This is a genomic window from Blastopirellula sp. J2-11, assembly GCF_024584705.1.
In the GTDB taxonomy this organism is placed as follows: domain Bacteria; phylum Planctomycetota; class Planctomycetia; order Pirellulales; family Pirellulaceae; genus Blastopirellula.
Genome location: NZ_CP097384.1, coordinates 4,566,136 through 4,581,577, shown reverse-complemented (window position 1 = coordinate 4,581,577; position 15,442 = coordinate 4,566,136). Strand labels below are relative to the sequence as shown.

General features: G+C 57.3%; 12 protein-coding genes. 5 read left to right on the top strand and 7 right to left on the bottom strand.

Features of this window, described 5'->3' with window-relative positions; all coding sequences use genetic code 11:
* Positions 1-63 precede the first annotated feature (63 nt).
* The 7 genes from M4951_RS18125 to M4951_RS18095 form a co-directional block, all read right to left on the bottom strand.
* The gene (locus tag M4951_RS18125) at positions 64-1,128 is read right to left on the bottom strand and encodes a DUF932 domain-containing protein (RefSeq protein WP_262023043.1); all 1,065 of its coding nucleotides are present in this window, start codon (positions 1,126-1,128) and stop codon (positions 64-66) included.
* A 60-nt stretch (positions 1,129-1,188) separates the two neighbouring features.
* On the bottom strand, positions 1,189-2,406 hold the full coding sequence (locus M4951_RS18120) for a DEAD/DEAH box helicase (RefSeq protein ID WP_262023042.1): 1,218 nt from the start codon (positions 2,404-2,406) through the stop codon (positions 1,189-1,191).
* 1,179 nt (positions 2,407-3,585) lie between these two features.
* Positions 3,586-5,232, bottom strand: coding sequence for a flotillin family protein (locus M4951_RS18115; RefSeq protein ID WP_262023041.1), 1,647 nt, complete (start codon positions 5,230-5,232; stop codon positions 3,586-3,588).
* Between the two features lie 135 nt (positions 5,233-5,367).
* Entirely contained in the window at positions 5,368-5,955 is a 588-nt protein-coding gene (locus tag M4951_RS18110; protein WP_262023040.1) for a hypothetical protein, read from the bottom strand.
* 240 nt (positions 5,956-6,195) lie between these two features.
* Complete coding sequence (locus M4951_RS18105; RefSeq protein WP_262023039.1) at positions 6,196-6,537, bottom strand: DUF5615 family PIN-like protein; 342 nt, start codon at positions 6,535-6,537, stop codon at positions 6,196-6,198.
* 3 nt (positions 6,538-6,540) lie between these two features.
* Positions 6,541-6,912 carry a DUF433 domain-containing protein gene (locus M4951_RS18100; protein ID WP_262023038.1) on the bottom strand — a complete coding sequence of 124 codons (372 nt, stop codon included), beginning with the start codon at positions 6,910-6,912 and terminating at the stop codon, positions 6,541-6,543.
* 164 nt (positions 6,913-7,076) lie between these two features.
* On the bottom strand, positions 7,077-8,534 hold the full coding sequence (locus tag M4951_RS18095; RefSeq protein WP_262023037.1) for a leucyl aminopeptidase: 1,458 nt from the start codon (positions 8,532-8,534) through the stop codon (positions 7,077-7,079).
* Between the two features lie 235 nt (positions 8,535-8,769).
* On the opposite strand from M4951_RS18095, the gene M4951_RS18090 reads away from it, so the two are divergent.
* The 5 genes from M4951_RS18090 to M4951_RS18070 all read left to right on the top strand — a co-directional run bounded on the left by M4951_RS18090 (position 8,770) and on the right by M4951_RS18070 (position 15,442).
* The gene (locus M4951_RS18090) at positions 8,770-10,593 is read left to right on the top strand and encodes a UbiD family decarboxylase (protein ID WP_262023036.1); all 1,824 of its coding nucleotides are present in this window, start codon (positions 8,770-8,772) and stop codon (positions 10,591-10,593) included.
* A gap of 135 nt (positions 10,594-10,728) precedes the next feature.
* Entirely contained in the window at positions 10,729-12,066 is a 1,338-nt protein-coding gene (locus M4951_RS18085; protein WP_262023035.1) for a cytochrome ubiquinol oxidase subunit I, read from the top strand.
* Positions 12,056-13,075: a cytochrome d ubiquinol oxidase subunit II gene (locus M4951_RS18080; RefSeq protein ID WP_262023034.1), complete on the top strand. Its 1,020-nt coding sequence runs from the start codon at positions 12,056-12,058 to the stop codon at positions 13,073-13,075. The genes M4951_RS18085 and M4951_RS18080 overlap by 11 nt, the downstream gene beginning before the upstream one ends.
* 118 nt (positions 13,076-13,193) lie before the next feature.
* Positions 13,194-14,582, top strand: coding sequence for an MBL fold metallo-hydrolase RNA specificity domain-containing protein (locus M4951_RS18075; RefSeq protein ID WP_262023033.1), 1,389 nt, complete (start codon positions 13,194-13,196; stop codon positions 14,580-14,582).
* A gap of 5 nt (positions 14,583-14,587) precedes the next feature.
* Positions 14,588-15,442 (top strand): LOG family protein, encoded by an 855-nt coding sequence (locus M4951_RS18070; protein ID WP_262023032.1) that lies wholly within the window; start codon positions 14,588-14,590, stop codon positions 15,440-15,442.

Here is a 15,442-nt window from a genome sequence, read left to right as displayed (position 1 = left end):
CACGCGGTAAGAGCGAACTGGCAGTGTAACCCGCCGCTGTACCGGTCGGCAACGGTCGCGCGGCTAATTGAGGGCCGCGGCCGACTCGCCCAGCAGCAGATCGGCGAACTCGGTCGACTCGACCGCCGTCCCTTCCATGTCGTATTCGTCGGAGATCAGGCTACCGATATAGGCCTGCAGACTACGATTGGCGTCGGCGTCGCTGTGGTGCGTCGCGACCTCGCTGGCGAAATTGACCAGATCGTAAATCCGACATTTCGCTGGCAAAATGCGTTGCCGTTTCTCGCTCAAAGCGTCCAGATTCGCCATTCCATACAGTTCGTGCAGACGCCCTGTCATTATGTGGAAGTCCGGCATCACGCTCTCGGCCGAGAACGATTTGCTGCGCTCAAATTTGCACAAGATCTTGTAGAGTGAATTGCACTCGTGCAGCGAAGCCCAAGAGGTTTGCGCACTTTCAAACCGTTGCCGCAGCGCGGCGTAGCCTTCGCCGTTATCATAGCTGTCGAGCGCGCGGCTAATGCAGTGCCCGATGTCTTTGCCCAAGCTGACGTCGCTGCGAAATGCGCGGCTATAACCGATCGCACCGTTGGAGCAGACCATCCGCAAAAACGAAAGGAAAATCCGCGGCTGACTGAAACCGTCGATCGGCGTTTCCATCACAAACCGATGTTTGAAATGATCGCCGCCGATTTCAAACGTGCAGTCGCCGCTGCGCGGACGATGCGTGCTGGTGATCATGCCGTTGCTATAGTCGACGTCGTCGCCGTTATAGCGATCGACCAGGTCGATCACCTCGTCATGCGTAATCACCGGGCGTTTGGGATTGCTGACCGATAGCAAGCGAGGATTTCCCTTCTCAGACCGTTCGACGCAAAAACGGACCGTATCGCTGGGAGTCCGCGCCGCGATCCGCTGAAAAACTTCGCCGTGATCGAAGTAGCGAAAGACGCTCTCCGAAAAGCCGAAGCGGATGAACATCGACCGCCAAAACCGGGGAGTCGGCGTCAGCTTCTCCCCCTGCAACTCGATCGATTTGACGTGAACTTTGCCGCTGCGCTGGTCACGCTCGGCGGCGACTTGAAAATCTTTAATCCGGGCATTTCCGTATTCGAAGTTCCATTTCATCGCGTCATCTCCCGTGCATGGGTTTGAGAAAGTGGATCGATCTGTAACGTGATTAACTGACTAAAAGCTTTCGCGAACTTGCTGCCAAAAGGGTTTCGAGGTGCGAGCCGCGGCGACCAGTTTCGGCAGCTTGACTTCGGCGCCGGCGATCAACTGTCGCGTACGCGTGCTGATCTTGCTGATTTCGCGATTCATCTTCAAACTGCGCCACATCTCGCCGTTCCAAACGTATTGCTCGGCGGCGGTCGCCGTTTTCAAGATCGGGTGCGGCGTGTTGCGGCACTGCACGATCTGCTTGAAAGGATGAGCCGCATGTTTGCGAAAAACCCGGCCGCACATCTGAATCGTGCAGGCGCGGCTCGAAGGTCGACAAAAGACCGTTTGCAAATCAGGACAATCGAACCCTTCGGTCAAAATGCTCATGTTGATCAGCACTTGCACGCGGCCGGCGACAAAGTCGTTCAACTGACGTTCACGATCACTGGTCGCAGTGACCACTTCGCTGCGAATCCCGTGCGCCGCTAGTGCGGTTTGGGCGACGTCGCATTGCTGGCGACGATGGAAGAACATGATCGACTTGCCCCAATGCAGCGGGCTGCGGGCATAATGTTCGGCGACCGCTTCCGGCGTATATTCGGGGATCGTGAAGTGGTGAAACCGGCTCAGATAGTCATCTTGAATCAGCTGGTGAATCCCGGCGTCTTTGATCACCGTGTCAAAACAAAGCTTCACGCGATCGCTGCGAAACGGGGTCGCGGTGAGCCCCAAAATGTATTGCGGGCGGACTGAGCAATGCAGATTGGCCATACTGCTGGCGGCGTCGTGCTGCGCTTCGTCGACAATCAGCATGTCGACTTTGGGCGGGTTTTTGTCGAACATCGAAATGAGTTCAAGCTTGACGTCAAACCCCCTACGCAGGTTTTCTTCCTGGGCTTGCTGCAGCAGATTGCGTCGCATCGAAACCCAGCCGATACTCAGGCCATAATGTTTTTGCATCCACTGAGCGATCCCCAATCCCATGACCGTCTTGCCGCTGCCGGTAGGACTTTCGACCAACACCGACGCCGCCGACGCGGAAAGTTCATGAAACGGATCGGCCCGATGTTCTTCAAACGCGGAGATCGCTTTCGACGCGATCCGCAATTGGTAAGGACGCGGATCAACCATCGCGCCCTCAAACAGATCATCCAAACAACTTTCGTCAAACGGCGCCGCAGTCACGGCCAAAGCGTCATCGAACAGCGGGGCAGGGGAGAGGAGAGCTTCGTGCTGAATCATGGGAAATATCCTTCTTCACCGAGGGGCCAATTTTTCACTTCTTGCGACCGCATTGCTGCGACGGATATAGCATCGCCCAGGGCTGTGACACGATTGGTCCCAGAGCGAAAAAATTTTTCCAATATTCTTCATCCCTATCCGCCGCGCGAGGTTTGAAGTTGTGCTATTTTGCCAAACCACGTCCGGTTGGCTCCGCTATCGGGGCCGACGAAGTCGGTAAGAGGCATCGAGCCGTGGTCGCCGCGCCGTTTGAAATGGCGAAATGGCCCCGAACTGCATACCGAGAACCATTGCCTCTTACGGCTGCGCCGCCCCGATAGCGGAGCTATCGCGGCCAACCGATGAAAAAGCGGAACTTCAAAACGCGCGAGCGAGGGAAAGCAATTGGACAGGACCGCATTCATTTTTTTATCGAACAGCCCCTTCTTACCGGCGTGTTAAGTTGCGTAATTTTGAAGCCGTCGCCAAAGGTTGGACAGGACCGGACTCTTTTTTTCGCCGGTCGGACTGGACCGCATTCATTTTTTGGGTGAACTGCCTCATCTTGCCTCTGGGTTAAGTTGCGCAATTTAGATGCCATCGCCAAAGGTTGGACAGGACCGGACCATTTTTTTCTGGATGGAAGAGTGGACTGAGGCTGCGACGTTTTTTTTGAGTGGTCCCCGGACCGCATCGTATTTTTCTGAACGGTCCGCCAGCGCGCACTTCGATCGCCAACGCGACCTAGGTCACGAATTTTCGAAGATCAGAAAACCCGGCCAGCCTGGCCGATTTCGCGGCTCATCCCAGAGCCAGAATCGCCGCGGGAAGTGCCCGCATGCCGAACGTAATCGACCATGGATCCGTGCGCTTTGTCGAGAGACAATTTTTGGGCCCAAGGGCTCCAAGATCTTGGAGGTTGGGCGTAGCGAAGAGAAACCCAACAAGCAGGAGAGACCTGCCAGTTCAGCCCAGTACGAAGTCGAGCGACTCGGTTGGCTTGTCTCCGTCCGCAGATGCTTGAGCTAGGCAGCGAAAAGGGGGGCAAGCGAAAAAGAGGGTCAGACCCCAATTTTGCTGCAAAATTGGGGTCTGACCCTCTTTTTCGCGATCCTCTTTTTTTCGTGGTGCGCACAAAAAACGCAGCCGTTTTTGGATAAAGCGGCTGCGTTGGATTGTTCTCTGGAAATGAGAAAACGCTTACGCGTCTTCTTCCTCCGTTTCCGGCTTCTCCTCGGTCGCGACCGCGCCGTTCGACTCCACCGATTTGGCCAGGCCTTCGGGGCCATCTTCGGCGTAGCGGATGAACGCTTCGGGCAGTTCGACGCCTCCGATGTCTTTTAGCACTTGCATCATCGGGGGCAAGGTTTTGGCCATGCCGCTGAGCCAGTCGGCGGTGCTGGAGCGGCCATCTTTGGCGCCGCCTCCTTCCCAGACGACGACCTTGTCGAACTTGATGTTCGAGATCGCTTTGGCCGACGATTCGGCCAAGCTGTCGAGATGTTCGAGCAACATGAGTTGGAACGCTTCTTTCGAGCTTCCACACGCTTGGACGATCTGTTTGAGGCCTTCCCCCTTCTTGGCCAACTTCTCGTATTCGCCGCGAGCTTCGGCTTCTAACTTGGCGTAGATCGCATCGGCGTCGGCTTGGGCCAGGATGCGTCGTTTCGACGCTTCGGCCGCCGCGTCGACTTCCATCTTCGCTTTTTCGGCTTTCGCGGGAGCTTCTAGCAACGCCCGTTTCTCGGCTTCCACCCGCTCCGCTTCGGCGAGAGCCGCTTTGGCCATGGCGCGGTTTTGGGCTTCGAGCACCGCCGCTTCCGCTTCTTTTTTGCGCGTTTCGCCGGTTTGATACGCTTCGGCCCGCTTCACGGCCAGCGCGGCTTGCGAGGCGGCGATCTTGGCGTTCGAGAGGTTTTCTCCTTCGATCGCGGTCGCGTCGGCGTCGGCGATGCGAACGCGCTTGTCACGCTCGGCGTTCTTGACCTGGGCTTCGCGTTCGAACTCGGCGGTTCGTTCGCCGATCGTCTGTTCTTTCTGCATTTCGGCGACGCGAATCGACTGATCCCGTTCCGCTTCGCGGGTGCCGATGATCTGTTCCTTTTGGGCCAGTGCGACCGAAACCAATTTGGCTCTGTCCGCTTCCGCGACCCGAATTTCACCCATCTTCAAGTTTTCGGCGACGTCACCGCGGGCATTTTGAATCGCCAGCGAAGCCGCTTTTTGGCCGATCGCGTCGATGTAGCCAGACTCGTCAGTGATGTCGGTAATGTTCACGTTGATCAAGATCAAACCGATCTTGTTCAACTCCGGCTCCAGCGACGATTGAATATGTTCGAGCAGCTTGTCGCGGTCGCGGTTGATTTCTTCAATCCGCATCGACGCGATGACCTGACGCAACTGACCGAAGATCAATTCTTCGGAATGCTTGCGAATTTCGCCCACGGTCAGGCCTAGCAAACGAACGGCCGCATTGTCCATCACGCCGGGCGAAGTGCCGATCGCGACGGTGAAGCAACTCGGTACGTTGACGCGGATGTTTTCGGACGACAAGGCGCCGCGGAGCGGAATGTCGATCTGCACCGGTTCGAGACTGAGATAGGCGTAGTCTTGCAGCAGCGGAATCACCAGCGAGGCGCCGCCGTGGACCGTTCTGGCGGCGCTCCCTTTACCGGTGCGACCGTAGATGACCAGCACGCGGTTCGAAGGACAGCGTTTGTATTGTTTCGCGATGAAAATCATCGTCGAGAATACGAACATCACGAACAGCGCTACGCCGACGAGAACCCAAAACAGGCCGTCAGAGACGCCAAAGATGGCGGAAAAAAGTGGTGACGTATGAAGCATGATGGGCGTTCCGATCGTGTGGGTGGACTTCGTGCCTAAGTAGTTGTAGGTTGCCGCATGCGGCGCGAGAGGATCTCGCCGACGAAAAGCGCCGCGCAGAAGTTGCGCTAACGCAGGTAGTGACAGAATTAACGACTATGCCGACAAACGGGCGACTTCCAGAGTCGAATCGTCGATGACCCGGATCACGCGAACCGGCGTGCCGGTCGACAGTTTTTCAGACTCAGCAGTCATCGCCGCGTATTCAACGATCTGATCATTCAGCTTCATTTGGATCTTGCCTTGTCCCAGATTTTCACCGGGGATCGGCACGTAGACCTTGGCCGACAGACCAACCGCATCGGCAATTTTGGTGGTGCCGTCGACGCCTAAGCGATAGATGAACAGCATCACCCAGTGGACGACGTACATCGCCGCCAAGCCAAAGATGATCGCGACCACCAGCGATGCGGCGCTGCCGATGTTGGCCGCTTCGGCCGCTAGGCCGGCGATTCCAAAAAAGGCGAATGCGGCGACGACCGTCTTGAATGACAGCACGCCGAATAACCAAGTTGAACCGTGCGCCGTCGCCGAAAGATCGGCGTCGTCTGGCAAATCAAGATCGTCCGGCAGGTCTGACTCAAAGTCAAACGCTTCGCCACCGATGCCGATCAGCGTCAACAGAAATTGAATGACGAAGACCGAACCGCCGATGACGGCGCAAATCAGATACATGGTGCTCATTTTCCGCCCCTTTCGTGAGGAACGAATTCCCAGTTGCTAGATGTTCACCAGGTATTCGCTCTGGCAGGCCGAATATTGCGGGAATTCCCCGTCGCTGCGAACCCCCCGTATCTTGGGATTGCGCCAGGGGATTGTCAAACCATTGCCACTGGATTTGCCGATTATTCACGCGAAGAGGGCGAATTGTTCGAGAGCGAAGAATTGAAAATCGCTTGATTGTTGACCGTGCAGGCGCCTGCGCTAGTCACTGCGACGATTTACCCGTATTAACTGACCTCGCAAATCTGGAGTTCGTTCCAGCGCGTTGTGAATCCGTGCTGCTTGCCCGCTGAAATCAGGGTCAGCAGTGCAGACGATTATGCCTTCATGTTCCGGTTGCGACTCATGCAGTCTTTTGAAGTCTCTTCGGTTCAACGTGAGAATTGCGCGACCTTCCGTCACCGCAAATGCGAGAACTTGCGGGTCGGTCGCCGCCTCATTGTCTCTTCCGCGATCTTGAATCGTCACAATGTCATGGCCCAGACGTCTTAGCTCCAGGACGACAGGAATCGGAAAGTTTTCATTGGAGTAGAGACGGGCCACGACTCAATCTTCTTCGTTTTCGAGAATTTCCTGTTCAATCTCTTTCCGGTGCTGAGCGACGTAGGCCCACGCTTGCACAAGATCCAGCGCTCGGAGCGTGGGAAAGCTTTGCAAGATATCAGCCTCCGTAAATCCAAGCTGCCGCATTCTCTCCAGCGTCCATACCGGTATGCGAGTACGAATTAACCGTGCAGAGCCGCCACAGACTTTGGGGGTCGCCACAATCGACGAATAGTCGTCGGCATGAGGTCCGCCGCCGCGCGTCCAGAAAGGATGGGAAAGCATTTTTGCGAAGAAAAGGTCAACAACCAAGCCTTCGAATTCGACCGGATCCAGCTTCGCAATTTGCTCGAGGATTTCTTGTCGTTGCGGCATGATGACGCCCTATTCGTTCGGAGGACTTCTTCATTATACCTTACAAGCTCCTGCTAGGCGAAATCGGGGGAGCCTGCCCAACTCTTCGAGCTTTTCCAACCGGGCGCCGAAATTTGAACTTGCGAGTCGCACAAGATTGCGACCCGCAACTTTATTTCCTACGTTTACTTACAAAGCGTCTTGGCGACTTCGACGAGCGTACGCACGCCAAAGCCGGAGGCGCCCCCGTCCATCCAAGGCTTTGGTTTTTCTAAGAAGGCGGGGCCGGCGATGTCGATGTGCGTCCAAGCGGTCCCTTCGACAAACTCTTCCAAGAATTTCGCGGCGGTGATCGCTCCGCCCCAGCGGCCTTCGCCGATGTTCTTGATGTCGGCGACCTGGCTTTTGATCTGTTCGCCAAACTCGGGGTACATCGGCAGCGGCCACATCGGCTCGCCCATGCGTTTGGCGGCTGCGAAGATCATGTCTTGCATTTCTTCGTCGTTGGTCATCAGACCGGCGACATCCAGGCCGAGCGCCACCACGCAAGCGCCGGTGAGGGTCGCCAGATCGATGATCCGCGTCGGCTTTTCGTCGAGGGCGACGTTCAGCACGTCGGCCAAGACCAGACGTCCCTCGGCGTCGGTGTTGAGCACTTCGATCGTCTTGCCGCTGCGCGCGGTCAACACGTCTCCCAGTTTGTAGCTGTTGCCGGCGATCACGTTTTCGACCAGGCCGACCAGACCGACGACGTTGACCGGCAGCTTGAGTGCGGCGATCGCTTTGATCGCGCCCAGGACGGTCGCTGCGCCGGCCATGTCGCACTTCATCGTTTTCATGCCGTCGCTCGGTTTGAGCGAGAGCCCGCCCGAGTCAAACGTGACCCCTTTGCCGACCAAAGCGAGCGGCGATTCGCCCAGCTTGCCGCCGTTGTAGCGAATGATGACCAGGCGCGGATCACGCGGCGAAGCTTGCGACACGGCCAGCAAAGATCCGCAGCGCTCTTCTTCCAGCTTCTTCTTGTCCCAGACTTCGATCGATAGGTTGTAGTCTTCGGCGACGACCGACGCTTCTTCGGCGAAGGTCGCTGGGTACATGTCAGCGGCCGGGCGATTGACCAGCATCCGGGTCAGATTGATCGCGTTGCCGTAAGCGGCGCCTTTTTCGATCGTCGCGTCATCCACGCCGTACCAGAAGATTTCTTCCGGCGTGGTCAGGCTCTTCTCTTGGCGATAGAGATCTTGTCCATGCATGCCGACGCAGAGCCCGGCGATCGCTTGTTCGGTCAGGTCGGAGGGCCAGAAGTCGTCGAGAAAGAAGCCGACTTTTTTCCGTTTTTTGCTGGCGACCATTTTGGCGACCGTTGCGGTGGCGCCGTAAACGGTCTCAGCGTTCAGATCGGCCTTCGCCCCCAAGCCGATGACGATCACTTCGATGGTCGGAACGCCGGCCGGAGCCAGGATGCGGGTCGCTTCGTACCGCTTGCCGGTGATTTCGCCGGCCGCTTTTAAACGTTCGATCGCGCCGCTGATCGCGGGGTCGAGTTGTTCGGCGGTTGGCGATAATTCATCGCAGTAGGCGCCCACGATGATGGCGTCTCCGTCGAAGTCTTGAACCGGCTGTTTGGTGGGTTGAATCTTCATTGCGGCGTCTTTCTGAGCGAAGAAAACAGAGCGAGAAGCGATTTTCCTTCGCCCAGTTTAATGGGATTGGCCCGCTCGTCACAGGAGCCCAGGGCTGTTACGACGTCGAGAAGGGGGTACGATTGCGGTCGGTTGTCGCTAGCGGCGCAAATACGGTCGAATCTGTAATAGTTCGCCGCGGCAGGCCGGTATTTTAAATCTCCCCCGTCACCCTTATTTTTTCCGTCTTTCCAACATGGGCTATCGAAATCTCCGGCAATGCGTAGAAGATCTGCGGAAGCATGGCCGCTTGATTCAGATCGATGACGTGATCGACGCTCACCTGGAAGCGGCCGAAATCCAGCGTCGCGTTTACGCGAGCGGGGGCCCGGCGATTTATTTCGCCCATGTCAAAAATTGTCGTTTTCCGATGGTTTCCAATTTGTTTGGTTCGTTGGATCAGGCTCGGTTTCTGTTTCGCGACACAATCGACCAGGTCAAACGGCTGATTGAGCTGAAGATCGATCCCAACGAATTGTGGAAGCGGCCGCTGCGATATGCAGGGGCGCCGCTCTGGGCGCTCAAGATGATGCCGTCGAAGCGGCGCAGCGGCCCGGTCATGAAGAATCAGACGAAGATTGACCAGTTGCCGCGGTTGGTCTCGTGGCCCGATGATGGCGGCGCCTATGTCACGTTGCCGCAGGTTTATACCGAGGATGTTGGTCAGCCGGGGGCGATGAAGTCGAACCTGGGGATGTACCGCGTTCAACTTGCCGGCAATGACTATGCGGCCAATGCCGAAATCGGCCTGCACTATCAAATCCACCGCGGCATCGGCGTTCATCATGCGGCGGCGCTGGCGGCGGGCAAGCCGTTTCACGCCAACATCTTTGTCGGCGGAACTCCGGCGATGTCGCTGGCGGCCGTAATGCCGCTGCCGGAAGGGCTGAGCGAGCTCTCCTTTGCCGGGGCCTTGGCCGGCCATCGAATTCCGTTGGCTTACGGCGCTACTTCGTTGCCGTTGTACGCCGAAGCTGACTTTTGCATCGCCGGCACGATCCAACCGCAGACCAAACCGGAAGGGCCGTTCGGCGATCACTTGGGCTACTACAGTCTGACGCATCCTTTTCCGGTGCTGAAGGTCGAGCAAGTCTATCACCGCGATGACGCGATCTGGCCCTTTACCGTGGTCGGGCGACCCCCGCAGGAAGATACGACGTTTGGCGCGCTGATCCACGAGATCACCGGCCCAATCATTCCGACGGTTCTGCCGGGGGTGAAAGCGGTGCATGCGGTCGATGCGGCCGGCGTGCATCCGCTGATGTTGGCGATCGGCAGCGAACGCTATGTGCCGTACGACGAGCGGACGCGTCCGAAAGAATTGTTAACGCAAGCCAATGCGATCTTGGGGCAGGGACAAATGTCGTTGGCCAAGTACCTGATGATCATCGCCAGCGAAGACGATCCGAACTTGGAGATTCATGATCTAGCGCGCTACTTCGGTCATCTCTTAGAGCGCATTGATTGGCGGCGCGATCTCCATTTTCAAACCGAAACGACAATCGATACGCTCGACTACTCGAGCGGGCAATTGAATCATGGGTCGAAGTTGGTGATGGCCGCGGTGGGGCGACCGATTCGAGAATTGCTGACCCAGTTGCCGGAGAGCCTGTCGTTGCCAGAAGGTTTCCATACGCCGCAAGCAGCGCTGCCGGGCGTGATGGTCGTGCAAGGTCCGGCGTTTCAAGGGGCGAATGAGATGGAGCGTTTTTGCGCGGCATTTGACGCCAGCGCGCCGATCAATCAGTTTCCGCTGATCGTGATTGCCGACGACAGTTCCTTTGCCGCGGCGTCGCTGAACAATTTTGTCTGGACCTTGTTCACGCGCAGCAACCCCGCCGCAGACGCGTATGGAATTGAGTCGTTTACCCAAGAGAAGCATTGGGGGTGTCGCGGTTCGCTGGTGATTGACGCGCGGCTGAAACCTTGGAATGCGCCGCCGCTGGAGGAAGATCGGGCCGTTTCGGCAAGAGTGGATGCGTTGGCTGCTCGCGGCGGAGCGATTGCAAAATATCTGTGACGGTTCGTTTCGTGCGGCAAATTGTCGCATTGCTCCGCTCAGTAATTCCGGCGAAACTAACACTCTTAGAAGACATGCTCTAGCGACGAAGACGCCGCAAAAACATGGCGCCAACATTTGACCGTGGGCCACTTGATGATGCTATTAGCAGACAGCGCGAATCTACTGCCGGCACGCCTGCAAATGGCTTTTACGCTCGGCTTTCATATTATCTTTGCCTGCATCGGCATGGGGTTGCCGATTCTGATTGTGCTGGCCGAATGGCTCTCGCTGCGAACCGGCGATCCGGTGTGGCGCACGATCGCCAAACGCTGGAGCAAAGGTTTTGCGGTGCTGTTCGCCGTCGGCGCCGTTTCGGGCACGGTGCTTTCCTTTGAACTTGGTCTGCTCTGGCCCGAGTTTATGGGGAAGTTTGGCCCAGTTGTCGGTTTACCGTTTACGCTCGAAGGGTTCGCCTTCTTTACCGAAGGAATCTTTGTCGGCATCTATCTGTACGGCTGGAATCGGTTGTCGCCGTTTCATCATTGGCTGTGCGGGCTGCCGATCGCGCTGGCCGGAACGATGTCGGCCTGGTTTGTAGTGACGACGAACTCGTTTATGAATTGCCCGCAAGGCTTTCAGTTGGACGCCGACGGCAACTTGCTTGACGTGCAGCCTTGGACGGCGATGCTGAATCCGGCGACCGGCGCACAAACGACGCACATGATTGTCGCCGCGTATATGGTGACCGGCTTTCTGGCAGCGTCCTTCTACGCATGGGAAATCCTCCGGGGACGTAACGGCTTGTATCAGCGGCGAGCGTTGACGTTGGGCGTGCTGCTGGGCGGTTTCTTTGCTTTGGTTCAAGGGCCGGTGGGGCACTGGGCGGGACATGTGGTCGCCGTGACGCAGCCGATCAAGTTGGCGGCGATGGAAGGGCAATGGGAAACCGAAACCTACGCGCCGCTGCGGATCGGCGGGATACCTGATCCAGAGACGAAGACGACTCCCTATGCGATTGAGATCCCCGGCATGCTCAGCGTGTTGGCGTACGAAAATCCAGCCGCCGAAGTGAAAGGGTTGAACGCCTTTCCAGAGGATCTGCATCCGCCAGTGCCGATCGTCCACATGGCGTTTCAAATCATGGTCGGGATCGGCACGCTGTTGATCTTCGTCGGACTGTGGTCGGGCTATTTGCTGAAGTGGGGCAAATCGGCTTGGAACGAGCGCCGCTGGTGGCTGTTGACGCTGCTCGCATGTGGGCCGCTGACCGTATTGGCGATGGAAGCCGGGTGGACGGTCACCGAAGTCGGGCGTCAACCTTGGATCGTGCATGGTTTTTTGCGAACCAAAGATGCGGTGACTCACGCGCCCGGCGTGTGGGTGATTTTCGCCGTGACGATGTCGATTTATCTGGTGCTGACAATCGGCTGCATTTCGGTGCTGCGGATCTTGGCGAAACAACCGATGCCGGAGGATGCCGATGTCGCCTGAACTGATCGTGGGAATTGTGCTGGGAGCGGCGACGACCCTCTATTTGCTGCTGGGAGGCGCTGACTTTGGCGCCGGCATCTGGGAAATCAACACCGCGTTTCAGTCGAACGAGAAAGAAAGCAAGCTGCTTTACCATGCGATCGGCCCAGTGTGGGAAGCGAATCACATTTGGCTGATCTTTGTATTGGTCGTGTTGTTCGCCGCGTTTCCGTTGGCGTTTCAAGCATTGTGCTCGGCGTTTATCGTGCCGGCGTTTTTGGTGTTGGTGGGGATTGTCTTTCGCGGCGCCGGGTACGTGTTTCGCGCTTATTCGATCGACTCTGGCCGTCAGCAGCAATTTTGGCGGACTCTGTTCGCCGGCGCTTCAGCTGCGGCGCCTTTCTTTTTGGGCGCGATCGCAGGGACGTTGGCTTCTGGCGACTCGAAGATCAACGCCGCCGGCGTGTATGAAGGAAATTACCTGACCGACTGGATCACGCCGATGGCGCTCTTCACGGCGTTTTTTACGGTGGGACTTTGTTGCTACCTGGCGGCGGTCTTTTTGACCCGCGAAGCGGAGAAGTCAGGCGAGGTCGAACTAACGCTCGTTTGGCGCCAGCGCGCGTTGGCGACCGGAATTTGGATGGGCGTGTTGGCGGCCGTGGGGTTGGTCTTTGTTTCGCTCGAAGCGCCGGAGCTTGCGCATGGTTTTGCGACCCGCGCTTGGCCGCTGGTCGCACTTTCGGCGGTTTGCGGAACAGGTTCGCTGCTGCTCTTGCTGTGGCGAAAGTATACGCCGGCCGCCGCGTGTACGATGTTGGCCGCCGCCAATATTATCTGGGGCTGGGGAATCGCCCAGTACCCGGTGATCGCTCCTCCGTTTTTGACGCTGGCCGATTCGAAGGCGCCCGATTCCGTATTGTGGGCGATGATCGGCGCGGTCGCGGCAGGCGCCGTGATTTTGGGGCCCAGTCTGGCGCTCCTCTTCTATCTGTTCAAGCTGACGCCGTCGGATAGCGCCGACTATTGATGCGACTGGCCCCGCGCGATGCGAACATCTACAATTGGGCCACCCTAGCAGTTGGTCGAAAATTAACCGACTGCTTAGCACCGCATCATGAACAGCGCGAAGGATCGAAGTGAACCGCATGGCGAGAATCACTTTTTACGGCGCCGCCGGGACGGTTACCGGCTCGAAATATCTGGTCGAAGCCGGCAAAGCGAAAGTTTTGGTCGACTGCGGCTTGTTTCAAGGTTTGAAAAAGCTGCGTGAGTTGAACTGGAAGAAGTTGCCGTTTGACGCTGGCTCGGTCAATTCGGTCGTGTTGACCCACGCGCATATTGACCATATCGGTTTTCTCCCCCGGTTTGTGCGCGACGGCTTCCGCAACAAGGTCATCTGCACGCCGGCCACCAAAGAACTGGCGAAGCTGCTGCTGCTCGATTCGGCCAAAAATCAAAAGCGGGACGCCGACTATCTCAATCGCAAGAAGTTGTCGAAGCACACGCCGGCGCTCCCTCTGTACAACGCCGAAGATGCGCGACGCGCGATCAAACGCTTGAAAGCGGTTCCACGCGGCGAGTGGCGCGAGTTGCTCGATCCTGTCTGGGTTCGTTTTCATGACGCGGGGCATTTGCTCGGGTCGAATATGATCGAGATGGAAATCCGTGATCGGGATCCGCCGCTCCGAATCTTGTTCTCAGGCGACGTTGGCCGCTATGACGCTCCTCTTTATTTCGATCCCTCGCCGCCAACGCCGTGCGACTATTTGATTTGCGAAAGCACCTACGGCGATCGAGATCATCCGGAAGAAGATGTCTTGGATATATTGGCCGATCGTGTGAACAAAGCGTTCCAACGTGGCGGCGTGATGTTGTTCGCCGCGTTCGCGGTAGGGCGATCGCAGCAGCTGATCTATTTGCTGCAAGTCTTGATGCATGCAGGACGGATTCCGCGGATACCGATCTTTCTCGATAGTCCAATGGCCGTCGACGCGACCAAAATTTTCCGCACGTTTTCCGCCGATCATGATCTGAGCGAAGGTCAGCTATCCCCGCCCAGCAGCGTGTTGGATGGACCGAATGTCGAATTGGTGCGGGATCACGAGCGCTCCAAACAGTTGAACCGGATCACGGGGCCAGCGGTGATTATTTCTTCGTCGGGAATGATGACCGGCGGCCGCATTTTGTTTCATCTGAAGCGACGGTTGCCAGATCCGAAAAATACGGTTTTGCTGGGGGGCTATATGGCCGCCGGAACGCGCGGCCGCGACATGCAGGAAGGTCGTTCGTTCGTACGGATCCATGGCCAGGATATTCCGGTGCGTGCGGCGATCGACAGCGTGTCGGGGCTGAGCGGGCACGCTGGGCGAAGCGAATTGCTCCGCTGGCTGAAAGATTTGCCGAAGCCTCAAAAAACGTTCATCACGCATGGCGAACCAGACAGCGCCGCTTCATTCGCCGCGGCGCTGCGTGACCAATATCAATTTGACACGATCATTCCCCAACTGGGTGACTCGTTCGAGCTAGGAGAATAACGCGCATGGTGGACAATAAGATCGGTGACAATCTTTCGATGATCTTGAAGTCGCCGACCTACAAGATGGCGGAGCTCGATACCGACTTTTTGCAAAGCGAAGAGTTGCGCGCCGTCCGGATGGAACTGGAGTACCTGAAGCCGGAACTCGCTTTTAAGCGGATGAACATTCGTTCGACGGTGATCGTGTTTGGCGGCACGCAAATCGTGGAGACGCATATCGCCCAAGATCGGTTGGACAAGGCGAAGTCGGCGCTGGCCGCCGCGCCGACCGATCAGCGGCGGATGCGTGATTTGGCGCGGGCCGAGAGGGTGGTCGCCAAGTCGCACTATTACGAAGAGGCGCGACAGTTCGCCAAAATTTGTTCGACCAATTGTCACGTCGACGGTCAGTGCGATTACGTGATCGTTACCGGCGGCGGACCCGGCGTGATGGAAGCGGCCAATCGCGGCGCCTTCGAAGCCGAAGCTCCCACGATTGGTTTGAACATCACGTTGCCTGATGAACAGCATCCCAATCCGTACGTGACGCCAGAGTTGTGTTTTTTGTTTCACTACTTTGCGATGCGTAAGATGCACTTTCTGGTGCGGGCCAAGGCGCTGATCGTGTTCCCCGGCGGATTTGGGACGCTGGACGAACTGTTTGACGCGCTCACGTTGCGGCAAACGCATCGGATGCAGGAGATCCCGATCATCTTGTACGGATCGGACTACTGGAAACAGGTCGTCAATTTTCAGTTCCTCGCGGACGAAGGCGTGATTCGCGACGAGCATCTCGATCTGGTCAGCTTCGCCGATTCGCCAGCCCAGGCTTGGGACATCATCGCCGATTACCACGGACATCCCGTCAAAGATATTTAG